Below are 23,680 nucleotides of genomic sequence, written 5' to 3'. Positions count from 1 at the left end.
TAGAATTTGGGCGATTATGCGTTTTATTTTAGCTGTCGTTGTCAGCCTGCTCACAAACCTTTCTCATGCTAATCAATGGTATAAAGTTGATGAAGCGACTTCGCTTATATCTCCTTCGGAGCAAGCTCGTTATATACAAGTCAACCAAGCCGTTATCCAAGGCCAGCAATGTGCGGCAATCGTCAATGCACATGGTGATTTTGTACAACTCGAGCAAATGATTAACACGCTTAAAAGGCAACTCTCTGTACCCGTATGTTATTTGTTCAGTACTTCAGCTGAACAAGATCAAGTGCTAGGAATGGCTTTACTGCAAAGAGCATTTCCTAGTGCTAAGTGGTATGCAAATAACAGCATCGTAAACAAATTTTCTCACTACCAGCAGGGACTATTAGAAAAACTGTCGAAGTTAGAGCAAAGCTTAACCATCAGTAAAGCACGAGCCAATAACCTGAGTGAGACACAGAAAAAACAATGGCAAGCCCATCTAGAAGTAGCGCAGCAACGATTACAAGACTGGCGTTCCCTGCGTCTAGCACCGCCTATAGGTATCAAACAGTCTGTTTCTTTGCAGCTTGGTAACTATCCGCTCAGCCTAACCGCCAATAACGCATATAGTCAGGGTGATATGTATATTTTTAGTCACCCCAATGGTGCCCTGTTTGCTGGCAACACCGTCGATGAATTACCCTACATTCAGCATGTACGGCTTACGCCTTGGCTGATAAGCCTGCAAACTTTCATTGAAGACAGCACCATCACATGGCTACTCCCTGCACATGGAAAACCATATAAGCGGGCCGCATTACAGCGCCCAATTTCATTTATTCAAGCCTTACAACAGAGCATGCCTGTTACTGATTTTTTAGAAAAAATGACTACACAGCACAGCATCGATGACATTGCTCAAGCTCGTTTGACACAATATTATCAATTAGCACAGCGACGTTTAGCAGCTGAACATAAGGCAAAATCTGATGTTGTTCTGTAAGCCTTCATGTTATTTAAACATACTCCGCTGCATGCTTATCATTGCATTGGGTATGTTAATAACGGCGTGCCAAAGTACTCAACCCGAAGTGCATAGCGATACTATCGCCAACAATGATGTGGCAGCCATCAGTACCTCTTTACTGAAAGCAAGCACAAATAAACAACCCGATATCAAAAACGTATCACTCACACCGGCAATAACCACTAAAGTAAATAAACCACAAAAAAAAGCGCCGATGAAAACAGTGGAACCGGTCACTAATCTATGGCAGCGGATCAGTGAGCAGTTAAGCTTTGATATTGAGTTAAATGATAGATTGGAGGCTCGAGTCAACTGGTATTTAGCTCAACCGCATTACCTATCCAGCGTATCCAAACGTGCAGCTCCGTATTTGTATCATATCGTTGAAGAAGTCGAGCGCCGTCGCTTACCGATGGAGTTGGCACTGCTGCCTTTCGTTGAGAGTGATTTTAGACCCAAAGCGATTTCTTCCCAGCAAGCGGTTGGCGCGTGGCAATTGGTAAATGCAACCGCCTATCACTTTGGTATTACCAAAGATCCTTGGTATGACGGCCGTCAGGATGTGTTAGCTTCCACTGAGGCTGCCTTAGACTATTTGAGCTATTTGCATAAGCGCTTTCATGGTAATTGGCTGCATGCTCTAGCGGCATACAATAGCGGTGAAGGTCGAGTAAAAAAGGCCATTGCAAACAATCGGCGCAAAGGAAAAAGCCGTCATTTTTGGAGTCTATCTTTACCCAAAGAGACCGAAGATTATGTACCAAAGCTGATCGCGTTAAGTTACTTGTTGCAAACTGAACATCCAAAATTTAAACGTCCAACTTTGCCGAATCACGCCCTGACCAGTGCGCTTGATATCGGCCAACAGTTTGATTTTTCGATATTGGCTTCCCTAACTGGAATTGAAAAGGCAACCCTTCACCGCCTTAATCCGGGGTATTTGCGCCATCAAAGTTCTCCCAATGGACCGCACACAGTTTTACTGCCATTAACACAAGAGCAACTGTTAAAAAGTCAATTCTTTAAACGATATTTTAGCCAAACGTATGTGGTACAGCCCAAAGACACGCTTTATCGGCTTGCTAGACGATTTAACACCAGCGTTGCGACTATAAAACTCCTCAATAACAAAAAGGGCAATATGATACGGGTAGGTGAGAAGTTGAAAGTAACACAAGCGCAGAAATTCGACAGCTTATTAGTCGACTATCAAATCAGCCCCTACGTTGCACAAGCCCAAAAACCGAAACAACTGACGATGGAGTTTCACCATACTGTGGGCGAAGGCGAGTCTTTATGGAAAATCAGCAAGCATTACAAAGTGTCGGTACGAGATCTCATTGTGTGGAATAAGCTCAAAGCAAACAAAGTCCTAAAACCAGGAAAGGTGCTAGTTTTACATTTACCTAAAGCCAATGAAACACCACAGAAGCCAGCCAGCGATGTGCTACTCTCTGATCTTGAGCAGCTCGTTAAGCCAGAAACTCGCTCGAATCGCTAGCCCTCGTGGCTTTGCTCACGTAAAATAGTGACACATATTTGAAAAAACGAGATAGTCATGCAGATTGCAAAAGATACCGCTGTTGAATTTCACTACACCTTAAGTGAAGCTGGTGAACAAATAGAAACTAGCACCACCGGTGAGCCGCTAACCTACTTACACGGTAATGACAGTATGTTACCGGGTCTTGAAAACGCCTTAGAAGGTAAAAATTCTGGTGATAAGTTCAGCGTTACACTGACACCTGACCAAGCCTATGGCGAGTACCAAGAAGGTTTAGTGCAACGCATTCCAATCAAGCACTTACAAGGTCTTGGTAATAACAAAGCATGGCAAGCTGGTATGTCTGCTATTGTTGAATCAAACCAAGGTCGCCATCAAGTTACTGTTGTTAAAGTTGGTCGTTTCAATGCCGATTGTGACCTTAACCACCCATTTGCGGGTAAAACACTAACTTTCGATGTTGAAGTTGTTTCTGTACGTGAAGCTACCGCTGAAGAACTGGCGCATGGCCATGTGCACGGCGCAGGCGGATGTGGTCATTAAGGAGCACATCGTGAACAAAGTTGCCATAGTTACAGGTGGCAGCTTTGGCATTGGCTTAGCCATTGCCGAGAAGCTGCTTAGTCAAGGGTATCAGGTGTTTAACTTAGATATTCAACCGTCTGATGTTGGTGAATATGTTCACTGTGATGTTAGCAAGGTTACTGATGTAGAAAAACACATTGCTGCTATTTTCCAGCAGACAGGTCGTATCGATGCACTGGTTTCTAACGCAGGTAAACACCTAAGTGCCAACATTGAAAATACGGATGAAGCAACCTTAGATAGCTTATTCGCTCTCAATGTTAAAGGTGCCTACGCCGCTACCAAGGCAGTGCTTCCAGCTATGAAACAGCAAAATAATGGCGCTATCGTGTATATTTCTTCAGATCAAGCGCTGATTGGCAAAACCAATTCATTTGCCTACAACCTCACTAAATCTGCATTAGCGTCAATGGCACGTACCACAGCATTGGATTATGCCCCATTCAATATTCGCGCAAATGCGGTGTGTCCAGGAACCATCGAGACGCCTTTGTTTCACAAGGCAATCGACAGTTACTGTGAAAAAAGCGGTGCAAGTAAAGATGTGATCGTCGCCGAAGAGGCGAGTTTGCAACCTCTTGGACGACTAGGGCAAGCTCATGAAGTAGCTGCATTAGTTGCATTTTTACTCGGTGATGACGCGGCATTCATCACAGGAAGTTTACAGAGTATTGACGGAGGCTATACAGCCCAATGACCCCGATTATTGACCCTCATCTACATTTTTTTGATCTACAAAAGGGTCAATATCAGTGGTTGCTTGGCCCCAATCCTCCAGCTTGGCCAAACCTTGATAAAATTAAGCAAAATCATGGTTTAGCGCAACTCACTCTGGAAGATGACCTTTATCTGGCAGGACTGGTACACATCGAAGCTGGGTTTGATAATCAACATCCAGTTGCCGAATTGCAATGGTTAACAACACACATTCCCTCATTGCCTTATAAAGCAATTGCCTATCTTGATATCACACAAGCGAATAGTGACTTTTGTGCGCAACTCCAGCCCTTATTGGACTGCACAAACTTTATTGGTATTCGAGATATCAGCGAAGGGTCAGAAGCTCATAAGCTGTTACACCCCAATGTTAAACAGAACCTCGCAGTTTTGGCCGAGCATAACCTGATTTTCGAAGCGCAGTTTGAATTACATCACACAGATATAGTCAAACACTTTTCGCTGACTTGTCAGCAATTACCCACTTTGCAAATAGTCCTCAATCATAGCGGCTTCTTACAACAAGATATACAGTGGCAAACTGGTCTTCAGCTGATGGCACAATGCCGTAATGTCGCAATTAAATTCTCTGGGCAAGAGCACGTCAATAGACCTTTAAAAAGCCATACCTTGCTGGCCGTGTTGATTGCAGCTTTTAGTGACAAACGTGTTATGTTTGCGTCAAATTATCCAGTGTGCTTAATAAGGGCGGGCTACGCTGACGTATGGCATCATTATCGTCAGCTTGTGAATGACGACAAATTGTGGGAAAAGCTCAGTTATAGTAACGCTAAGCGAATATATCGACTTTAGGAACGGATCTGTACGAGATCGTAGGCTGCTAGGCTTGGTACGATCGTCTGTAAGCGCGTCTCTGTATTTTCTAAGGTATTAAGGCACTCACAGTACTCTTCTGCCTTTTCTTCAAGTTGCTGTGCTTTCTTCTGTAACGACTTGTCTATTTCTCTGGAGATGATTTCCATGCGCTGACCCATGTCAGTGATCCTATCTTCAATATTGCCCTCACGAGATTTAAAGGCATCCCCTAACGACATTAAGATAGCGCCTAGTGAGCCATGTACCGCTGAGTGAATTTTTTTGCTGATCTCTTTTGTGAAAAAATCATCGATTTTCGACAAAGACTGTGGCGCAATAAAGAAAAAATCATCGCCCCTTTTAAACTTGTCCATTAAGGCACGCTCAACATATTGTAATTGGGTTTTAAGTACCTCTGGTTCTTTATCAGACATTCCTTCAACCACCTGCTCAATGGCACTTAATCCAAGATTTACCCCGTCCGTTGCTAGACTTACCAATTCAGGTACTGTGTCTCTAATACCTCGTGAGTACTCATACAAAACTTGGGTTTCTTGTTCCGATAGCTCCACCCAATAGCCGCGGATCAGAAGCTGATTATCATTGTTTATTTGTACGCGTGTTTGGCCGTTATCAACAATACGGATTTCGCTGTCGGTAATAATAAGGCCGTGACTCAACTCAACATCGCATTTATTTTTTGCCAACGCAGGCAAAGCAGTTAATAACAATACAGTTGCGAAACTCAATGAACGAAACAAAGCTCTATCACTCCCCGTCAAGAAACGAGATGAAGAGTAGCAAACTTTTATCTAATGCCAAAGCTATTTGGCATAGCGGACTAAACGCAAAAAGATATCCGAGGTTTTGGCCTTCAAGTTGTTCTTACCATCTGCTAGTTGATATGCCCACGCATGGTCTTGCTGTGATATTGCAGTGGTACTGGTCCAGTAGTTGTCATTTTGAGTGGATAAAAAGACTTCTTGATTGATGGCAGGCTCTACACAACTGTGTTCAATAATACTGGCTAACTCTTTCACGTTTGGTACATGCCAATCTGTGAAACCCGCATAATTACTACTTTTTGCTGCTACCAGTGCTTGCTGCCAGTTTACCTGCAACGCAGCACTATTACAGGTCAGGTTGAGCGCATCATAACTTTGTCCAAATTCACAGATTTGCCACATAAGCCCTGTTTCATTGTCAGTCGCTGTACCATCAGCATTTATTGTAAAACGCTCAACCGGTGTAGTACTGGGCGCGCTGGCAGCATCGACACAAGTCTGCTCCGCATAGGCTTTGAAAGCACCCAAGACGACCAAACCTGATAACAGCAGTTTCATATTTTCCCTCATGGTGTTCTCACTAATCGCACATAGGCTGTATTCGCTTTTGGATATGCCAAGTCATTACCCGTTTGCATATCAAGTATAAAAGCCTGGCTAAGGCTGCGGCCATCTACACTAGTTTGTGCAGTCCAATAATAAAGGTGCCCCAATGCCGAGACACTTGGCAGATTTGGGAAAAAATCAGGGTCAAGCAGATGTGAACCCGCCTCTCTACCAAAATCCATCAAGCTGAGTAGCTCAAAGTAAGTGGGTAGTCGCCAATTACTACCGCCACAGAAGTTGCTGGCATTCACTTCGTCAATAAATGCTTGAATACCGCAGCTGGAGTTGCTTGGGCAAGTCGTGTTGGCAGGGCTAACAATGCTACCCGGATAGGCAGCGCCACTCACACGCTCAACATGCCAAGTGTAGTGATTAGCGCCATCACGAGTATCCGTGTTGGGCACAGTACCGGTATCACTGAGCTTTACTTCCCAGATAAGGCCATTGACGTTATCTCGTACACAACTAAACTGGCTGGCTGTATCCGGTAACTCATCGGCAAACTCGTTTAATTTTGTATAGTCGAACGCAGCACGCCCCTGTCCAACTTTATCTAAAAAGTCAGCCACACTATCTCTACCAATATCGGCATCTTGTTCGGGATAATCACTATTGTCACAGTCAATCTCGCTACTGGCGTCATAACATTTGCTTAAACCACTGTCTTGAATTAGCCCCAGCGCCTTTGGCTCAAGGTTCACGGTTGTGGTGTCTGTATCGCTATATCCGTTTGTATCGGTCACTGTCACTTGAAAAGACAGTGCAGTTGCTACATCCACATCTGGCGCCACAAAATCAGTTTGACACTGCCTCGGCTCACTGATTGTCACCGTGGTGTTTTGTCCAGTTTGCGCAATTTGTTGCCATAGACAGCTAAACTGGCCTGACGCTGTTTTACTGTCTGAGGCATCGAGTGTCACGGTATCGAATTCAATCGCAGTTTGCGTGTTTCCAGCCTCTGCAATCACAGGCTTATCTGCTTTTAGCAAGGTAACACTGTACTCAGTGCTTGTACTTCCGTCTTCATCGTCCGTCACTGTTAGCCTAAATTTTGCAGCTTGATTCGTTACCAGTAAAGGATGTACAAATTGAAGTGTCTGTTCCGTCGTACTGTTAAAGCTTAATGTCGGCCCCGAAAGCAGCTCCCATAAGTATCCCACCACTTGACCATTGTCATCGGGGTCTGAAGATTCAGCAGCGCTTAATTCAACAATATCTAGATACTGTGATTGCCCTTCGCTAGGCAGTGTTTGTGTAACAACGGGAATAGGTAATTGGTTTTGTGAAGTAATAAATGCTGACACTTGATCTGAGACCACTTGCCCATTGGGTGCAAGATAATCCACTTTAAAGACGACTTCACTATTAGATTTAACGTCTGGAGCAGTGACTTCAATTTCCATTCCTTCAAGTGGAAAACCCTCAATGTTTGGACCACTTAGGATTTGCCAGCTCACTGTACCACCAGAGGGAGAAACCAATGCAGATAAAGTAAACACTGACTTTTCTAGCACCGTGATATCTTCACCAGCATTGATGCTGGCATTTTCAGTACTCGTTCCAGAGTCTGAACCACCGCCCCCCCCACAAGCTACTAATAATAAGCCCAATAACAGGGGAAGTATTTTGGTTCTTTGCATTACTATTCCTTGTCGAAACGTTATAAATAGCTATCTTGGTGTATTCTTACAAATAACTTGGTTCCCACTTTTGAATAGTCAACTTTATACTCGCGACCATCTAACGCTTGGATAAACAACAAACGCTTCACTTCACCAAATATATCCACACTTGAGATATGTACAACTTCAAGATAACGCTCTTTAGCCTCTCGACGATTTCTCGGCAACTCTTCTTTGAATGGCACTAAACCCATCGGAGTGACTTTAATCTTAGGGTGCGCTTCACCATTCACAATAACTAAATCGAGCTTCTTCTCTTTATGAATAATGGTGTTGCGGCCACTTTTAATAAAGGCTCTTTCTGTGCTCATGAATTGATCCTGTTACTTCTTCGTTAGGGTGGTTTGCTACTCTAGCAAAGATCCTACCACCTCATCTGGATTTAACTTCCAGCGATTCAATAATGTCGAAAAATGCCATATATCCCTATCCAAAACGTTTGCTGGTAACAATAAATCGTACCCTGTCAACGCTTTAAGATTATGCATTCTATTTGCAAACATCGCTATCAGACCTGTATAAACATTGCCAGACGCTGAGCGATAATCACTCGGTTCAACCAGCCATTCTGGTGGGCAGTTACCGTTTTTACAATATATTTTAACAGCTTGTAAAAAAATATACCTCTGTTCTATCAACAATTTCCCCGCTAATCTTGGGCTCAAGTCGTGTAAAAATGTGTCGATATTATTAAGTTTAATACCAACCGCATTTAACTCAAGAATTTCAAGCCCCTGTGTTACAGATGGAATACCTGCCGAGTGAAAATTATCGACTTCAATGTGCATATTTCCAAAGCGGTGAATATAACATATTTCTTTATTATCAATAAGTAAACTATAGAATGGCTGCTGGCTTTTTAAAAAGCCAAGTAAAATAGCCATTACAGCCATACTCGATAATAAAATTTCAACTATGCTGATTGGGGTACTTCGCAATGCAACAAACGTCATGATCACAGCCAAACATATCGCTCCTACGAGCATAAACTCCATACCATGTCGGTTTGCTGTTGCCCTCAGTTTGGCTTGTTTAGTCGACATAAAAACCAAAATAAAAGATAAACATCAACACGGTCCAAATCAGTACATAACGTATTGTGATACAGGTTTTACAGGGGCGTTGTTTCGTCACTTCAGCTCTCACAGGCTAGCTAAATTGTTTCTAATCAGGCAATTTTTCGGCCAATTCACAAAATTACGAGATACCTAACTATATGTATACGGGCCGTATTTTGTACACTATTAACATCATTATTTGCGGTATATTTTTATGTTTACTCAACAATCAGGCAAAGCACTCTTTCCATTTATTATTTTAGTTCTCGTTGCCATTATAAGCTATTTATACCTGCCCGTTAGCCAGGGCCAAATGAGCAGATCTGCAGGTGCAGCCACAACAGTGAATGCACAAACCGCATCGATGCAGGAAAAAACGTTATTTATTTCTGCCGTTGGGAGTGCCAGAGCAAATCAGGCCATCCATATATCTAGTTCACAAAGCGATTATATAACAGATATTTACTTTAAGGATGGTGATGTCATTAAGCAAGGCGATAAGTTAGTACAACTGCAAAATGAGCAAGAGCGCCTCGCTGTAAAAGAGTTAAAAATAAACCTCAAAGAACAACAAAGACAGCTTAAGCGACTTGAGGACTTAGCAAAAAGTCAATCCGCAGCCCGTTCACAACTAGAGACACAGCTATCGGTTGTCGAAGCGCTGCAAGCCAAACTAGAGCTTGAACAAACACATCTTAATGAGTTACTGATAAGTGCCCCTTTTACAGGCATATTAGGAAAGCGTTTGGTGTCAGTCGGTAGTTTTGTCAATTCTTCTACATCTTTGACGACACTGGATGATATCAGCATCATCAAAGTTGACTTTCAAGTACCTGAAAAGCATCTTGCGACACTCCATACTGGTATGGCTGTGATGGGCAGAAGTGATGCTTACGGTGCACGAGAGTTTAAGGGCCACATTTCTCATATTGATACGCGCATCGATAGCGCAACCCGCAGTGTGCAAGTCACCGCTAGTTTCGATAACCAAGAATCCTTACTACGCCCAGGAATGCTGATGCATCTCGAATTAGAACTACACACATATAATGCCATTATGCTGCCTGAGAAAAGCATCATTCCACGTCAAGAGAAGCATTACGTGTTCATTATTGATGAGCAACAAAAAGCAAAGCAGGTCGAAGTTAATATCGTTGCCCGCTTTAATGGCTGGGTCGCAATTTCTTCCGGTGTTGAGCAGGGGCAGCAGGTGATCACTGAAGGGGTGATCAAAATCCGTCCCGGCAGCAATGTATCGGTTAAGAGTTAGGAGTAGCATGTGAAAATCACTGATACCGCGGTAAAACGTCCTGTTTTTGCGATCGTTGTAAACCTGTTACTGCTGACCTTCGGCATTGTTGCATTTACTATGCTTCCGCTTAGGGAATATCCAGATATTGAAACACCTATAGTGAGCGTAAGCACCAACTACACAGGCGCTTCAAGCGAAGTCGTAGAAGCCAAAATTACACAAGTACTCGAAAACCGTATTTCGGGCATCGAGGGAATCAAAAGTATCAATTCATCGAGTCGAAATGGTCGCTCTAATATCACTATAGAGTTCAACATTGACCGTGACATTGACGCAGCCGCCAATGACGTGCGTGAACGTGTGTCACGAGCCTTGGATAGCTTACCTGAACAAGTTCGTCCCCCAGAGGTGTCAAAATCCAACTCAGATGAGAGTCCTATCGCTTGGTTTGTCTTGAACAGTGAAACCATGAACACTCTGCAGCTATCTGATTACGCTCAGCGTTTTATCGTAGACCGCATTGCCGTGGTGGATGGTGTATCCAATGTGCGTATTGGTGGTGAGCGACAATATGCAATGAAAATATGGTTAGATAGACGCGCCATGGCCGCACGAGGTATCACCAGCAGCGATATCGAACAATGCTTAGAAGTGAAAATGTGGAGTTACCAGCGGGTGAAATCGAATCATTGGACAGAGACTTCGCCGTTCGTATCGCTCGCAGCTACAAAACACAGCAAGATTTTGCCAACCTAATCATCAAACGAGGCGCAAAGGGCTATCTCGTAAAACTGAGCGAGGTGGCAGATGTGCAACTCGAAGCGGTAGATGATGAAAGTACCTTTCGCGGCAATGGTCGTAACATGATAGGCCTTGGCATCATCAAACAAGCAAAAGCAAACACCCTTGATGTGGTGGACAATGCCCGCCAAGAGCTTGAAAAAATAAAGCGAAATCTTCCAGCGGGAACAACCATAGAGGACAGTTACGATTCCTCTATATTCATTCGTGAAAGTATTTATGAAGTATACCGCACGCTTGCAATTGCTATGGGGTTAGTAGTCCTCGTCATCTTCATGTTTTTAGGAAATATACGCGCTACTTTGATACCGGCAGTGACAGTGCCTGTCGCCCTTGTGGCAACGTTTATGTTCTTACTTGCAATGGGCTATTCAATTAACTTATTGACTCTGCTTGCATTAGTCTTGGCAATTGGCTTGGTTGTTGATGACACCATTGTGATGCTAGAGAACATTCACCGTCGCATTGAGTTAGGTGAGCCTCCTTTGCTGGCCGCCTTTAGAGGGGCTCGACAAGTGGGCTTTGCCATTATTGCCACCACATTAGTGCTGGTTGCAGTATTTGTCCCGCTGGTGTTTATGGATGGGCGTATCGGCGCACTGTTCACTGAGTTCGCGATGGCTGTCAGTGCCGCCGTACTATTTTCTAGTGTCACCGCCTTAACACTCTCCCCTGCTTTGTGCTCTAAAGTGCTTAAGCCAAGCGCTAAAGAGAATCGCTTTAGCCAGTGGATGGAAAAGATACTGTCGCGCTTAGAGCAAAGTTACAGAAAGGTACTACAGGACAATTTGGCTCGCCGCTACAGCTTAGTAACAACCTTAGCGCTGGCTGGTTTTGCAAGCTACGCCCTACTGCAACAAATCCCTTCGGAACTGACACCTAAAGAAGACCGAGGAACTTTCTTCATCATGATGAATGGCCCAGAAGGGGCTAGTTATGAGAACAACTTGGCCAATATGGAGCAAATAGAGCAGCGCCTGCTACCATACGTCGATAAAGGTGAGCTGGCCCGCGTATTAGTGCGCGTTCCCGGTTGGGGTGGACAAGGAGGCGTTGCCATCGTCGGAATGCCAGATTGGGATGAACGTAAACGCTCAACATGGGAAGTCATGGCAGAGATCAGTTCAACCATGCGAGAGGTAACCGATGTACGCGCATTTGCGATCATGCGCAGAGGCATTGGCGGGGGAGGTCAATCCAGACCGATTGAATTTGTATTGCAAGGTAATGATTATGATGAGTTAGTCCAATGGCGAGACCGTATTATAGCTAGAGCACAGCAAAACCCTGGGCTGGTGAGAATTGATCATGACTATAAAGAAACCTTCCCACAATTTTTGATCAGCATAGATAAAACCAAAGCGGCTGATTTAGGGGTGTCCATTAGCGATATCGGTCGCACGCTTGAAACCATGCTCGGGCAGCGTCGCGTGACCACCTTTATTGACCGCGGTGAAGAGTATGACGTGATCCTCAAAGGTATTAAATCTGACTTTGCGGCACCGAATGACATCCACAACATCTTTGTAAAATCACGCACCGAGGAGCTAGTACCACTAGATAGTTTGATCACCATTCGAGAAGAAGCTACCGCTGCTCGCTTGAATCGATACAATCGTATGCGTGCAATTACTATCTCAGCCAACCTCGCTGCCAGCTATACCCTTGCTGAGGCTCTGGAGTTTCTCAATAAAGTGGCAGATGAAGAAAATGATATTGACGGGGCTGTTGATTACAAAGGAGAGTCACAACTATTTTACGAAGGTGCCTCCGCGATGACGTACGTGTTTATTTTAGCGCTCACCGTCACCTTTTTAGTGCTGGCCGCACAATTTGAAAGCTTTGTTCACCCGCTTGTGATTATGCTCACCGTCCCTCTGGGTTTGGTCGGTGCCATGTATGGCCTGTATATTACAGGTAATACCCTCAACATTTACAGCCAGATTGGTATCGTTATGTTGATAGGGTTAAGTGCAAAGAACGGTATTCTTATCGTCGAGTTTGCGAATCAGCTCAGAGATAAAGGTATTCCATTTGAGCAAGCTATATTGGACGCTGCGGTGCAAAGATTGCGTCCGATTGTGATGACATCATTAACAACCGTGATGAGTGCTATTCCATTAGTTTTCGCAAGCGGCCCTGGCGCTGAAAGCCGTATGGTAATAGGCATTGTGATTTTCGCTGGAGTGAGTGTTGCCACCCTACTCACCTTGTTTGTGATCCCATGTGCCTATAACCTACTCGCTAAACGTACTCAATCTCCTGAGTTCATCAGTCAAAAACTGGCAACGCAGGAAGCCGAACATAAGGAACTGAAACATGAATGACGTACATATTGCCACTTTAGGTGGTGGCTGCTTTTGGTGCATAGATGCCGCTTTTCGTCGCGTAAAAGGTGTTTTGGAAGTACGCTCAGGTTACTGTGGTGGACACACACAACAACCAACTTACGAGCAAATTTGTCGTGGTGATAGTGGCCATGCTGAGGTGGTGGAAATAAAATTCGATCCACAGCAAATAAGCTATATGCAACTATTAAGCATGTTTTTTACTTTACACGATCCAACTCAACTGAATCGTCAAGGTAATGACATTGGTACTCAGTACCGCAGCGTCATTTTTTATCATAACGAGCAACAGCTTCAACAAGCTAAAATGACGATAGAGTCACAGCAGAAGCACTATAATAACGCCATTGTTACCGAGCTTAGTGAAGCTTGCCAGTTTTACAGCGCAGAGAGCTACCATCAAGACTATTACGCGAACAATCCAACTCAAGGATATTGCAGTGTGATGATAGCGCCAAAGCTGGCTAAATTTCAGCAATGCTTTAGCGAGCACTTACTCGATAGCGAAGCTTAGAACACTAAATACTAAAAAAGGCGGATGATATGACAATCCGCCTTTTAATTTATTGTTGAACATTCAATTTAGAAGCTAACGGATACGCCAACATAAGCCTGTCTGCCAAATGGAACATACCCCAATATCTCACCATCACTGGCAAGTCCTGTGGCGGCAGTCAAATAGCTTTTATCGGTTAAGTTCTCCAATCTGGCGGACAACTTTACGTTCTCAAATAAGGCGTAGTTAGCGGCCAAATTGAAAACGGTGTAACCACTGAGCTCTTTGTTATGCGCATTAAACTGGCTATCATATAAAGGAATGGTAGGCCTTGATGAGCGGTAAAGCATGGTGATGCTAGCATCTAGCTTTTCCCACGACTTAACCAATGTGTAATTAAACGCAGTGTCTGGACGACGAACCAAGGCTTTACCTGTGGTTTTATCCTTAGCATCTAGCAAGGTTAAATTGGCTCTATGCTCAACACCCCAAACAGAGACCGCAGCAGATAACTCTACGCCCCTCATGGTGGCTTGATCAACGTTAGATGCTATGTACTTACCAGTTTCATTTGGCACGTTGACAATCATCTGATCTATCTTGTTATCAAATAGTGCAACGTCATACTTACCCCATCGAGTATCGAGTGTGACACCCACTTCACTGTTGCTCGCTTCTTCTGGTTTAATATCAGGGTTTGGCACATACCAAGGGCTATTCTTAACATAAGCATGTGTCAGCGTTGGCGCTCTAAATGCAGTGCCATGGTTTGCCCTAAAGGTAACAATATTGTTGACCTGATAGCCAATTCCCACAGTGTAAGTATTGGCTCTACCGTGAAAGTCATAATCATCGCTTCTGACAACCGCATTTGCCAACCATGGACCTTGCTCAAAGAAGCCACCTACAAATATGGCTTTATTGGTACGATCCGAATGGCTAAATTCGGCTGATGCATTACTTAAATCTTCATTGAGCTGACTCACACCCGCGGCCAGTTGTAATGCGTCAGACCAACGATATAGCGCACGATATTCTAGCTCTACGCGTTCGGTACTATAAACATCATGATTTGCTGTGCCAATTTGCGTATTCTCCTGCTGAGAGATACTTACACTGGCGTAGTGCTGCAACAGACCATGTTGTTTTTCCCATGCAAGTCTGGTGACATAGTTTTCAAATTCATATGCATCATTACCCCAAGCATTATCATACTCACCTTCGCCTTCGCTATACTGTGCGCGTGCCGAAACAGTACCAACCTCAGCATGATCATAACTTAGATTAAAGCCGATATTTTTTGTGTGGTAACCGTCACTGTCATGATCTTTATTTAATGGAAGTTGGGGGTCTTTACTAGTGACATCATAACCATCTGTGTCTTCGTAACCCAAATTGAAACTTAATGACAGTGAATCTGAGTTAAAGTGCCCTGCTTGTTGATAGTTCACATAGTTATGACTACCTGAAGTAACACTAATTTGCTGTTGTTGCGCCTTACGCGTAATGATGTTGATCACGCCAGCCAACGCATCAGAGCCATAAATTGCAGCCTTAGCACCCTTTACGACTTCAATGCGTTCAATACTGTTAATAGGAACGTTGGTAAATGATACATCGCCAGAGCTCGCATCACTCACTCGCACACCATCAATCAGCACTAACACATATTTGGTTGTTGCACCGCGCACAAAAACACTGGCTTTTTGCCCCAAGCCACCGTTTCTGACTACATCAATACCTGCAACGGTATTAAGTAAAGAGGGCAAATCTCTAAGATTACTTTGCTCAATTTCTTCTCGTTCAATCACATTGACGGTTGTGAGGGTGTTATTAATTGATTGCTCAAATTTGTTCGCTGTGACAGTAATGCGCTCAATATGCTCATTGTGGTCTTTTGCCCAGACGCCAGAAGACACAGCAGCTAAAATAGCCACTGCCAAAGTAGATTTGTTTTGCATGATATCCCCAAACTTGCGCCCACCGCACAAGTAATACTAGTAAGTCGACTTCAAGGCCGGTCTCCGGACTGAGCCATAAAGGCATCACCGTTGCGGGGGCAGTGTTGGATTTCGCTCATTCCTGTGATTGTCACCAACTTCCCGATTATCTTAGCTGATTAAATGATACAAACTGATCTGGGTAATATTACATTACCAAACTAAGCACCTTGAAAAGAGGCGCTATTGTGCGAAGTTTATGAATGATTGTCAATGGACGTCTAGAAATCTAAAGCAAGTAAGATGAGTTACTTGCTTTAGTGGTTGATGGCCTAGCAAAAGCAAAATGAGCAGATTGCTTTACTAGCATTAATCGCGGAAGTTTTTGAATTGAAAAGGCTGGCCTAAATCACTGGTGCGGATCAGCTGCATTACTTCTTGTAAATCGTCACGCTTTTTACCTGTAACTCGAACTTCTTCACCCTGAATCGCAGCCTGTACTTTGATTTTCGAATCTTTGATCAGCTTGACCAGTTTCTTGGCCATTTCTTTTTCAATACCCTGTTTTAGTCCAACTTTACGTGAGACGTGTTTACCTGCACGTTCAATGTCTTTAAGCTCTAAGCTTGCCACATCTAAACCACGCTTAGATGCTTTACTGGCTAAAATATCAAAAAGCTGCATAACTTGTGGATCCGCTTCAGCTTTCAAAGTGATCACGTCATTATTGAACTCGATCGATGCATCAACACCACGAAAGTCATAACGAGTTTCCAACTCTCGTTTTGCGTTATCAACCGCGTTTTTTGCTTCTGTCATCTCAATTTCAGACACAATGTCAAAAGAAGGCATGTTATTCTCCTAAAATATGAATATCACGATTATATCAACCTAAATAAGAATGTGGGAAAAAAGTGATATTCACCCACCAGCCAGTTTTAGATGATATACTTGACCCCAAATTAGCGGCTATTTATCTTTAGGAAGTATAGTGACAAGGCGCGTTTATCAAGTTTTATTGTTGGTCACCCTCGCTGTGTGTACTTACCTGTTTGCCAAAGAGTTTCAACATTCAGGTATTCGCTTTCAACACGCGGACAAAGTAGTTCATTTTGCTATATTTTTTGCACTAGCATTTATCATGCATCATGCCTTTAAGTGGCCGATGATCACACAGCTCGTGTTATTAGCAAGTTACGGCATTGGCATTGAGGTCATGCAGGATAGCTTGCCATACAGACAAGCCTCGCTGGGAGATTTCATCGCTGACTTTTTAGGGGCCTTGAGTTACTACGCCATGTATATGGCACACAATAAGTGGCGTGCAAAGAAATATGACTGATGTGTATGTTGTTGGTGCTGGCGCGATTGGATTGTCATTGGCTCATGCTTTGAGTCAGCGCCATCATGTTTCAGTGATCACCCGCGCTCTTCCCGCTCAAAAATGGGTAATCAGTGAATCCCAACAAACCAAAAAGATTAACGCCAAGCCAGTTTTACTAGCACACATCCAGCCACGGTCTATTACTCATTGCTTTATTTGCGTAAAAGCCTATCAAGTGTCACAGGCTATCACCGATGTACTTCCCTATTTATCTGACGAAGCAAATATATTCATTAGCCATAACGGTATGTATGATCTGAGTGAGGTTATCAACCAGCTTACACCGGATCAGGCATTGTTTTTTCTCAGTACCGCTCGTGGCGCGTTAAAGTTGGATAACCATCATGTTAAAATAACGGGTTACGGCGATACTTATTTAGGTGCGTGTAATGTAAAGGCGCACGCCATGATCAAGCGTGTATTTGAGACATTTTTTCAAGACATAATGCCAGCATGCTTTATTCACGAAGACATCACCCTGCTACGTTGGCAAAAACTGTTAGTCAATATTGCGATTAATCCTTTAACCGCATTACATCAAATACCTAATGGGCAACTGCGCCAGCCAAAATTCAGCGCGACCATTCTCGCGTTACTCAATGAAGCATGTACCGTTGCCAATAAGGCCGGCGTGAAAGTGTCATTACCTCAGGCGTTAGATAGTGCGTATCTGGTGATGTCACGTACCAGCGCCAACTTTTCGTCTATGGCGCAAGATCTAAAACATGGTAGAAAAACGGAAATTGAGGCGATTTGTGGGTATGTTGTTGCGCTGGGCAAATCACTCAATGTAGCAACACCGTATAACGCACACATGCTACAGGCACTAACAACAGAGCACTAAAAAGCCGAGACATGCTCGGCTTTTAGCTAATTTTGTTATTCTGGCTTGTACACTTTGACGTTTTTGAAGCCGTTTTCATGCAATATTAGCGCTTGTAACTGACTCATTACGCCCTTGGCACAGTAGAGATAATATTCTTTGTCTTGTGGTAAATCCGCAAACTTGGTGGCGAGTCTAAAGAATGGTAAATGAACCACTTCCACCCCGTCGATTTCCAGTGGGTTAGCATCTTCTTCATCTGGCGAGCGAATATCCAAAACAACGCCATTCGCAGGCAACTCACTGGCGGTTTCAGCTTCTTTAACTTCTTCTTTTGCTTCTGCCTCTATATCTCGAATGTCTTTCACCGTAGCATTTGCTACAACCGTGTCCAATACATCAAAATCGAACTTTTGCTCTTCTGCTAAGATAGTTTCAAGCTTAGCTTTCACTGTCGGCTTTTTAGAAATCACACCACAATACTCTGGCATTGCTTCCGCCATTTCAATAGTGCCTATTTCACGAGCAATCTTGATGATATCAGCCTTATCGTGCTGGATCAGTGGGCGCACTATTAATGTTTCCGTCACTCTGTCTATCACATTCAAGTTCGCCAATGTTTGGCTTGACACCTGACCGATACTTTCACCGGTAACTAAAGCCGGAATATTAAAACGCTCCGCTATTTGGCTGCCAGCTCTCATCATCATACGCTTGAGAACCACGCCCATTTGCCCATTTTCAATGTTTTCCAAAATTTCGGCGACCACGGGCTCAAAATCAACGGTAATAAATTTAACTTTGTGGGTTGAGCTGTATTGCTTCCACAGGTAATGACTGACCTGCTTAACCCCTATTTCATGTGCCGCGCCGCCAAGATTGAAGAATAAGAAATGCGTGCGAGCACCTTTACGGATCATTTGATAAGTGGCAACACCTGAGTCAAAGCCACCTGAGATAAGTGACAATACATCTTCTTGTGTTGGTAAAGGGAAGCCGCCAATACCATAGTGCGTGTGCGTTACGATATATGCTAAATCATCTTTTATCTCGATTTTTACCGTCACTTCAGGCTTGCTAAGTTTAACGCTTGCACCTGATACATTTTGATTCAGTCCACCACCCACATAGCGCTCTACATCGCTTGAAGTAAAGTCGTGGTTGCCTCTGCGTTTCACGCGAACACAGAAAGTTTTGTTTTCAATGGTGTGGCCAGCAAGTGCTAAGGTACGCTGATAAATATCGTCAAGGCTTTCAAAGTGCGTTTCTTGCACTTCAATAAATTGCACGATTCCAGGCACGCGCTTTAAATTATCTATCAATGCATCACGTGTTGATTGATCCGATTTAGCGCTGGTAACCGTAATATTGTCCCAGTTATTCTTTACTTTGATTTGCTCGTCAACACGGCTTAGAAGAATTTCAATATTCTTCTCTAGAAGTTTGGTGAAGCGTTTACGAACTGATTTGCTTTTGATGGCAATTTCAGGGTGCAGTTTGACGATAAATTTAAACATAGAAATAACTCTTTTGCGTGGCGATTGCGCGCCTAGACATCGGGCGCGCGAGTATATCAAATTTCTATGCGTCTAGGAAATAAACAAACTAATTAGCTGTCAATATCACGCAATACTAGGTAATGACTCATCCGCAAGGCGTTGATATTGGTCCTGTAACTCCTGAATTTTAGCTGAGCTTAAATCTGTACAATATGGCTTAAATAACATCAGTACTTTCACGATACCATTGTAGATATCTTGCTGCTCTAGCACCCCTGTCATTCTGCGCGCCTTGACATATGGCGTCCAAAAACTCACCGTCATTTTCAACACATGAGCCAGCTCTTTTGCGTCCTCATCGCTAATATCAATAACGCGGCTTGTACGTAAACCAATTACGACAGAGCGCACCTGCTCAAATAGATCTGCCTGAAACTCAATATATTGCTTTTTCAATACGCCGTCTCTTGCCAAAATATCAGTAAGGTTGTCGTAAAAAAAATGGTAACGCCACATTAAGTCAAATAATGAATCTAAGTACGTTGTTAACTGCTCTAGTGGCTCATAATCGGTATTGAGTGGTTTAAAGTGAGTACTTAAATGCTCTCTGTATAAAGAAAATATATTGCGAATAATGTCTTCTTTATTTTTAAAATGGTAGTACAAATTGCCTGGGCTTATACCCAAGTTTGAAGCTATGTGATTCGTAGTAATTGCCCGCTCTCCATGTAAATTGAATAAAGCGATGCTGGTACGAATTATTTTTTCCTTGGTATTCATATCCTGATCTCTATGACACGCGATTAATATTAGGATGTGTTTCACTAATTGGGTCAGTATAGCCAATTAGGCTAAGTGAAAATAGCACTAAAGGGTATATGATATAAGTGCAGATTGTGCAAAGCAGACCAGTGAAATATCTGTAAAACATTGCTACCATATGCCAAATTCTATTGACGACATAATGTTATGAAAGTCACAGCTTTATACCCAGGAACCTTTGATCCATTAACCAATGGTCACGCTGATTTAATCAAACGTGCTGCCAAAATGTTTGATGTGGTGCTACTTGCTATTGCACATAACCCGAACAAGAAACCTTGCTTCTCTTTGGAAGAACGAGTCGCGTTGGCTGAACAAATTCTTGCTGAACACAAGAATGTAAAAGTGATTGGTTTCTCTGGACTGCTGGTTGATCTGGCAAAAAAACACAAAGCGAATGTGTTAATAAGAGGGATACGTGCGGTGTCTGATTTTGACTACGAGTTTCAACTTGCCAATATGAATCGACGTCTCAACCCAGACTTAGAAAGTGTATTTTTAACCCCTTCTGAGCGTAACTCATTTATTTCTTCTACTTTGGTAAAAGAAGTGGCACTACACAAAGGTGATGTCAGCGAATTTGTTCATCCACTTGTGGCAAAAGCTTTACAGGCAAAATTACACGGATGAAATTATCATACTTCAGCGCAGCATTATTATTGGCAACAAGCTGTAACAGCATCGCAAGTCCTTGGATCAACGCCAACGAGAGCGAGCTAAAGCACTCTATTGATATGTTGGTCAGTGCAGGTCTCATCAACCGCCCCGTCAATCAATATCCATTATTGTGGCAAGGAATCATTCAAGACCTTGATAAGATAGACTCAAAGCGTGTTGCCCACAATGCGCAATTTGCCCTAGCACACCTGCGTCATGCATTGGTTCAAGCCAAACGAAGCCAATACTCAAGTATCACAGCATACTTTGACGATGAAGCCGCTTTACAAAACGGTTTTGGTGAGCGCCAAGCTGCTAAGTCTGGCATATCAACTTATAGCGTTATGACCGGCAACCATGTTAGCGCCAAAGTACAGATAAACTATGCTGATGAAGCGCTTGATGGCAAGCACATCAATCATTATGGGAGCCACCTTGCCGTGCTGGTGGGCAACTGGTCACTCAGTGCTGAACGCCTCAATTACTGGTGGGGCCCCGCCAATGAAAATGCCTTACTGTTATCAAACAACGCAGCACCAATGACCGCAGCGCGTATCAGTCGCGCCAATAGTAATTACGAAGGACCAAGCTGGCTATCATTTATAGGACCATGGCAAGTCACCGCGCTGGGCGCAAAACAGAAACCCACTCTTAGCGACAAACGAGATGGCGAATTTTGGGGGATACGCTTATCCAGTTCACCACTTCAAGGGCTAGAGCTGGCTATGAATGCCACTGCTAGTGATTTTGTACTTGAGCTGCCATTACACACAGAACAAGCCTCGACAAAACAAAGAATAGTGGGTGTAGACGTAAAATATTCTCGGCTAATTCTGGGCCAGCCTATTTCGCTGTATGCGGAAGTTGCTGGCAATAATGACAGTGGCATACTGCCTTCTGAAAACACTTATACTGTGGGTATTGAACATTTTACGGGTAATACTGATTATCGCCTCAAGAGTTACCTAGAGTTCAGTGACAACACCATGAATTGTCATGCGCTGGAGGCAAACTTTCAGTGTAACTTCACAACCCCCCAAGGTGGCTCTGAATACACTCAGCGCGATCAGTGGCTAGGCGCAGCCATTGGGCCTCAGGCGAAAAGTCTCACATTAGCAAGTGATTACTATCAACTCGGTGGATATGGTGGGTTTGTAAAGCTCAAACGGATTGATTTCGACGCCTTGCATATTGAACGAACATTGTTAGAACTCGGCTACCAACAAGGCTTGTTTAACGGCTTGTTAAAAGCTGGGCTCTCTGTGTGGCAAGATAAACAAAGCAATAATGACGATGATAAAACACGAAGTGCAGCTAAGTTAAGCTGGGAATATCAGTTTTAATATCAAAGAGTAAAGTTCCTTTAGGGTGCTTTACTCAACTTTTTCGCTATCGCAATACCAATCACTGTTCATCGAATAGAAGCCAATCGATGACCTATAGGTTCCAAAATTTTCTTTTTTAGCACTGCTAACCTCAGAAAATCTCTGTTTGTACATAACCCAATGGTTAAACATATATCAAAAATTTTGGCTAAGATGCTGTACACATACCAGTACCACCAAACGTCTTCATTTCCAACCACTACACGATCAATATACATGATAAAGAGAAGGAGACAGTTACCTAAAGAAAAAGCGAGCAAATAAAAGAATGCACAACTATATTTAAGCCTTAATATTTTATGTAAAGCCCACAGCAGTACAAGCAGTTGGCAGTCATACACAATATACAATAAATAGGGATGCATAAAGTCCAGCGTGATAGGCCACCAAAGCGTCGTAGAAGAAACAGCATAAGATGCAGCGGTTAAACCAAGACTCAGTAATACCGATATTCTCTCATCTTGCTTCACTCGCTGGAAAAACAAGTAAAACAGCAATGTCAGAGTCATGGCCGTGATATTTACAGCATGAATAGCATAAGCCAAATCAAAAAATATAAACCTATCAAGCAAAAAAAGTATACCTATAAAAAGTGATCATCTACAAACTGACGCAACCCAATAAATAACAGGAAATGGAAAAGCCAAAAGAATACTAATACCAGCTCAGATTTAGAGGCCCTAGAACCTGCTTGTGATCCTATTTTGTATTTAAAACACTAGATGCTTTAAAAAGCGCTTTTATTTTATTCGAAAGGCTTTCTATAAATAGAAAGTCTCGATTTAATATAAGCGCTACCACCATCATCAAATCGAAGAAGTTCACAGAAGCACTATAGACAGTCCAAAACCACCACTGTTGCTTATTTCCCAACACGACTATATCAAGGTGCATCAAAGCAAATAACAAGCTATTAACAGTCAACCCGACAAATACATAGATAGATGAAATTGAAAAAGGCTGCTTCGTTAGTTTGTGCAACCCCCATATGCAGAGTATAGACACAACATCATATGCCAACCATTGTAGATACATATAAGCTGCTGGTATATCAATATCATAAAAGTGATTACTCAAGAAATAAGATCCAGCCATCAGTCCTGATGTCAACAAAAGGGATTTATTTGTATTTAATTTTAGGATGAAAAAGCTGAAGTTAAACAAAAAGGCGAGCACCATGCCAATGACAATAACCGTATCAAAATGTAAACTTAACCCGCTTAATTCAAAAAACATGGCTTCTCTTCTGTCTTTTTATTGTGGCTATTCAGCTGTAGTTTTCACTGCACCACCACCTCTAGCACCACTGATTTTTACAAACAACCCTTTATTTGTTAGCACCTTATCAGAAAGTAGATGAGTTTGACCAGCACCTTTCGACATATTTGAGTTTTTAGTATTTTGGATTAATCGTAGTAAGAATCTCATTTAAACCTCTCTAGTTTTCAAAAAATAGAATAAAAATTAACCTTTTTGTTACAAAGCTAACATCCAAAATGCAAATA

Annotated in this window: 23 protein-coding genes, 1 pseudogene and 1 riboswitch; of the genes and pseudogenes, 12 read left to right on the top strand and 12 right to left on the bottom strand. The window is 43.0% G+C overall.

Features of this window, described 5'->3' with window-relative positions; all coding sequences use genetic code 11:
• Window positions 1-16 precede the first annotated feature (16 nt).
• From C2M32_RS02015 to C2M32_RS01995, 5 genes are read left to right on the top strand one after another with little or no spacing between them, the layout of a single operon-like run.
• Window positions 17-991, top strand: a complete 975-nt coding sequence (locus tag C2M32_RS02015) for a hypothetical protein (RefSeq protein ID WP_105166856.1) — start codon at window positions 17-19, stop codon at window positions 989-991.
• A gap of 52 nt (window positions 992-1,043) precedes the next feature.
• Window positions 1,044-2,516, top strand: coding sequence for a LysM peptidoglycan-binding domain-containing protein (locus tag C2M32_RS02010; RefSeq protein WP_105166925.1), 1,473 nt, complete (start codon window positions 1,044-1,046; stop codon window positions 2,514-2,516).
• Between the two features lie 57 nt (window positions 2,517-2,573).
• Window positions 2,574-3,062 (top strand): FKBP-type peptidyl-prolyl cis-trans isomerase, encoded by a 489-nt coding sequence (locus tag C2M32_RS02005; protein ID WP_105166855.1) that lies wholly within the window; start codon window positions 2,574-2,576, stop codon window positions 3,060-3,062.
• Between the two features lie 10 nt (window positions 3,063-3,072).
• The gene (locus tag C2M32_RS02000) at window positions 3,073-3,801 is read left to right on the top strand and encodes an SDR family NAD(P)-dependent oxidoreductase (protein ID WP_105166854.1); all 729 of its coding nucleotides are present in this window, start codon (window positions 3,073-3,075) and stop codon (window positions 3,799-3,801) included.
• Complete coding sequence (locus C2M32_RS01995; protein ID WP_105166853.1) at window positions 3,798-4,634, top strand: amidohydrolase family protein; 837 nt, start codon at window positions 3,798-3,800, stop codon at window positions 4,632-4,634. Before C2M32_RS02000 ends, C2M32_RS01995 begins: the two co-directional genes overlap by 4 nt.
• Here the strand turns inward: C2M32_RS01995 and C2M32_RS01990 are convergent.
• From C2M32_RS01990 to C2M32_RS01970, 5 genes are all read right to left on the bottom strand, one after another.
• The gene (locus C2M32_RS01990) at window positions 4,631-5,386 is read right to left on the bottom strand and encodes a YggN family protein (RefSeq protein ID WP_199886101.1); all 756 of its coding nucleotides are present in this window, start codon (window positions 5,384-5,386) and stop codon (window positions 4,631-4,633) included. The genes C2M32_RS01995 and C2M32_RS01990 overlap by 4 nt on opposite strands.
• 75 nt (window positions 5,387-5,461) lie before the next feature.
• Complete coding sequence (locus C2M32_RS01985) at window positions 5,462-5,980, bottom strand: Lcl C-terminal domain-containing protein (protein WP_105166851.1); 519 nt, start codon at window positions 5,978-5,980, stop codon at window positions 5,462-5,464.
• 8 nt (window positions 5,981-5,988) lie between these two features.
• Complete coding sequence (locus C2M32_RS01980) at window positions 5,989-7,668, bottom strand: Lcl C-terminal domain-containing protein (RefSeq protein WP_105166850.1); 1,680 nt, start codon at window positions 7,666-7,668, stop codon at window positions 5,989-5,991.
• A 20-nt stretch (window positions 7,669-7,688) separates the two neighbouring features.
• Window positions 7,689-8,021, bottom strand: a complete 333-nt coding sequence (locus tag C2M32_RS01975) for a hypothetical protein (protein WP_105166849.1) — start codon at window positions 8,019-8,021, stop codon at window positions 7,689-7,691.
• A gap of 36 nt (window positions 8,022-8,057) precedes the next feature.
• Window positions 8,058-8,753 (bottom strand): DUF2982 domain-containing protein, encoded by a 696-nt coding sequence (locus C2M32_RS01970; RefSeq protein ID WP_105166848.1) that lies wholly within the window; start codon window positions 8,751-8,753, stop codon window positions 8,058-8,060.
• A gap of 229 nt (window positions 8,754-8,982) precedes the next feature.
• Between C2M32_RS01970 and C2M32_RS01965 the strand changes: the two genes are divergently transcribed.
• The 3 genes and pseudogenes from C2M32_RS01965 to msrA all read left to right on the top strand — a co-directional run bounded on the left by C2M32_RS01965 (window position 8,983) and on the right by msrA (window position 13,683).
• Window positions 8,983-10,038: an efflux RND transporter periplasmic adaptor subunit gene (locus C2M32_RS01965; protein WP_105166847.1), complete on the top strand. Its 1,056-nt coding sequence runs from the start codon at window positions 8,983-8,985 to the stop codon at window positions 10,036-10,038.
• A 9-nt stretch (window positions 10,039-10,047) separates the two neighbouring features.
• Window positions 10,048-13,148, top strand: a pseudogene (locus C2M32_RS01960) (efflux RND transporter permease subunit).
• Window positions 13,141-13,683: a peptide-methionine (S)-S-oxide reductase MsrA gene (gene msrA, locus C2M32_RS01955; RefSeq protein WP_105166846.1), complete on the top strand. Its 543-nt coding sequence runs from the start codon at window positions 13,141-13,143 to the stop codon at window positions 13,681-13,683. The pseudogene C2M32_RS01960 and the gene msrA overlap by 8 nt, the downstream one beginning before the upstream one ends.
• Window positions 13,684-13,751: 68 nt before the next feature.
• Here msrA and C2M32_RS01950 read toward each other — a convergent pair whose 3' ends face one another.
• Window positions 13,752-15,626, bottom strand: a complete 1,875-nt coding sequence (locus tag C2M32_RS01950) for a TonB-dependent receptor domain-containing protein (RefSeq protein ID WP_105166845.1) — start codon at window positions 15,624-15,626, stop codon at window positions 13,752-13,754.
• A gap of 37 nt (window positions 15,627-15,663) precedes the next feature.
• Window positions 15,664-15,816: riboswitch (cobalamin riboswitch) on the bottom strand.
• 158 nt (window positions 15,817-15,974) lie between these two features.
• Window positions 15,975-16,457, bottom strand: coding sequence for a YajQ family cyclic di-GMP-binding protein (locus C2M32_RS01945; RefSeq protein ID WP_105166844.1), 483 nt, complete (start codon window positions 16,455-16,457; stop codon window positions 15,975-15,977).
• A gap of 139 nt (window positions 16,458-16,596) precedes the next feature.
• Between C2M32_RS01945 and C2M32_RS01940 the strand changes: the two genes are divergently transcribed.
• A complete protein-coding gene (locus C2M32_RS01940) occupies window positions 16,597-16,947 on the top strand; it encodes a VanZ family protein (RefSeq protein ID WP_105166843.1) in 351 nt (116 codons plus the stop codon).
• Entirely contained in the window at window positions 16,940-17,833 is an 894-nt protein-coding gene (locus tag C2M32_RS01935) for a ketopantoate reductase family protein (protein ID WP_105166842.1), read from the top strand. The genes C2M32_RS01940 and C2M32_RS01935 overlap by 8 nt, the downstream gene beginning before the upstream one ends.
• Before the next feature lie 35 nt (window positions 17,834-17,868).
• Here the strand turns inward: C2M32_RS01935 and thiI are convergent, their stop codons facing one another.
• Both thiI and C2M32_RS01925 read right to left on the bottom strand, forming a co-directional pair.
• Window positions 17,869-19,329, bottom strand: a complete 1,461-nt coding sequence (gene thiI / locus C2M32_RS01930; RefSeq protein WP_105166841.1) for a tRNA uracil 4-sulfurtransferase ThiI — start codon at window positions 19,327-19,329, stop codon at window positions 17,869-17,871.
• A 105-nt stretch (window positions 19,330-19,434) separates the two neighbouring features.
• Complete coding sequence (locus C2M32_RS01925) at window positions 19,435-20,091, bottom strand: TetR/AcrR family transcriptional regulator (protein ID WP_105166840.1); 657 nt, start codon at window positions 20,089-20,091, stop codon at window positions 19,435-19,437.
• 189 nt (window positions 20,092-20,280) lie between these two features.
• Here C2M32_RS01925 and coaD point away from each other — a divergent pair, with 189 nt between their 5' ends.
• The gene (coaD, locus tag C2M32_RS01920; protein WP_105166839.1) at window positions 20,281-20,763 is read left to right on the top strand and encodes a pantetheine-phosphate adenylyltransferase; all 483 of its coding nucleotides are present in this window, start codon (window positions 20,281-20,283) and stop codon (window positions 20,761-20,763) included.
• Window positions 20,760-22,133, top strand: coding sequence for a capsule assembly Wzi family protein (locus C2M32_RS01915; RefSeq protein WP_105166838.1), 1,374 nt, complete (start codon window positions 20,760-20,762; stop codon window positions 22,131-22,133). Before coaD ends, C2M32_RS01915 begins: the two co-directional genes overlap by 4 nt.
• Window positions 22,134-22,201: 68 nt before the next feature.
• Here the strand turns inward: C2M32_RS01915 and C2M32_RS01910 are convergent, their stop codons facing one another.
• The 3 genes from C2M32_RS01910 to C2M32_RS20410 form a co-directional block, all read right to left on the bottom strand.
• Entirely contained in the window at window positions 22,202-22,747 is a 546-nt protein-coding gene (locus C2M32_RS01910; RefSeq protein ID WP_105166837.1) for a hypothetical protein, read from the bottom strand.
• Window positions 22,748-22,874: 127 nt separating this feature from the next.
• Window positions 22,875-23,411 carry a hypothetical protein gene (locus tag C2M32_RS01905; RefSeq protein ID WP_105166836.1) on the bottom strand — a complete coding sequence of 179 codons (537 nt, stop codon included), beginning with the start codon at window positions 23,409-23,411 and terminating at the stop codon, window positions 22,875-22,877.
• A gap of 27 nt (window positions 23,412-23,438) precedes the next feature.
• Window positions 23,439-23,603 carry a hypothetical protein gene (locus C2M32_RS20410; RefSeq protein ID WP_158678077.1) on the bottom strand — a complete coding sequence of 55 codons (165 nt, stop codon included), beginning with the start codon at window positions 23,601-23,603 and terminating at the stop codon, window positions 23,439-23,441.
• Between the last annotated feature and the right edge of the window lie 77 nt (window positions 23,604-23,680).

Source organism: Pseudoalteromonas sp. T1lg23B (assembly GCF_002964665.1).
GTDB lineage: Bacteria > Pseudomonadota > Gammaproteobacteria > Enterobacterales > Alteromonadaceae > Pseudoalteromonas.
Note: the sequence above shows the minus strand (reverse complement) of the source record. Positions and strands in the feature narration are given on the sequence as shown.

Bases quoted from the DNA above. Each gene is read 5' to 3' on its own strand.
- C2M32_RS02015 (WP_105166856.1), top strand. From the start codon at position 17: ATGCGTTTTATTTTAGCTGTCGTTGTCAGCCTGCTCACAAACCTTTCT.
- C2M32_RS02010 (WP_105166925.1), top strand. From the start codon at position 1,044: ATGTTAATAACGGCGTGCCAAAGTACTCAACCCGAAGTGCATAGCGAT.
- C2M32_RS02005 (WP_105166855.1), top strand. From the start codon at position 2,574: ATGCAGATTGCAAAAGATACCGCTGTTGAATTTCACTACACCTTAAGT.
- C2M32_RS01995 (WP_105166853.1), top strand. From the start codon at position 3,798: ATGACCCCGATTATTGACCCTCATCTACATTTTTTTGATCTACAAAAG.
- C2M32_RS01985 (WP_105166851.1), bottom strand. From the start codon at position 5,980: ATGAAACTGCTGTTATCAGGTTTGGTCGTCTTGGGTGCTTTCAAAGCC.
- C2M32_RS01980 (WP_105166850.1), bottom strand. From the start codon at position 7,668: ATGCAAAGAACCAAAATACTTCCCCTGTTATTGGGCTTATTATTAGTA.
- C2M32_RS01975 (WP_105166849.1), bottom strand. From the start codon at position 8,021: ATGAGCACAGAAAGAGCCTTTATTAAAAGTGGCCGCAACACCATTATT.
- C2M32_RS01970 (WP_105166848.1), bottom strand. From the start codon at position 8,753: ATGTCGACTAAACAAGCCAAACTGAGGGCAACAGCAAACCGACATGGT.
- C2M32_RS01965 (WP_105166847.1), top strand. From the start codon at position 8,983: ATGTTTACTCAACAATCAGGCAAAGCACTCTTTCCATTTATTATTTTA.
- msrA (WP_105166846.1), top strand. From the start codon at position 13,141: ATGAATGACGTACATATTGCCACTTTAGGTGGTGGCTGCTTTTGGTGC.
- C2M32_RS01950 (WP_105166845.1), bottom strand. From the start codon at position 15,626: ATGCAAAACAAATCTACTTTGGCAGTGGCTATTTTAGCTGCTGTGTCT.
- C2M32_RS01945 (WP_105166844.1), bottom strand. From the start codon at position 16,457: ATGCCTTCTTTTGACATTGTGTCTGAAATTGAGATGACAGAAGCAAAA.
- C2M32_RS01935 (WP_105166842.1), top strand. From the start codon at position 16,940: ATGACTGATGTGTATGTTGTTGGTGCTGGCGCGATTGGATTGTCATTG.
- thiI (WP_105166841.1), bottom strand. From the start codon at position 19,329: ATGTTTAAATTTATCGTCAAACTGCACCCTGAAATTGCCATCAAAAGC.
- C2M32_RS01925 (WP_105166840.1), bottom strand. From the start codon at position 20,091: ATGAATACCAAGGAAAAAATAATTCGTACCAGCATCGCTTTATTCAAT.
- coaD (WP_105166839.1), top strand. From the start codon at position 20,281: ATGAAAGTCACAGCTTTATACCCAGGAACCTTTGATCCATTAACCAAT.
- C2M32_RS01915 (WP_105166838.1), top strand. From the start codon at position 20,760: ATGAAATTATCATACTTCAGCGCAGCATTATTATTGGCAACAAGCTGT.
- C2M32_RS01905 (WP_105166836.1), bottom strand. From the start codon at position 23,411: ATGTTTTTTGAATTAAGCGGGTTAAGTTTACATTTTGATACGGTTATT.
- C2M32_RS20410 (WP_158678077.1), bottom strand. From the start codon at position 23,603: ATGAGATTCTTACTACGATTAATCCAAAATACTAAAAACTCAAATATG.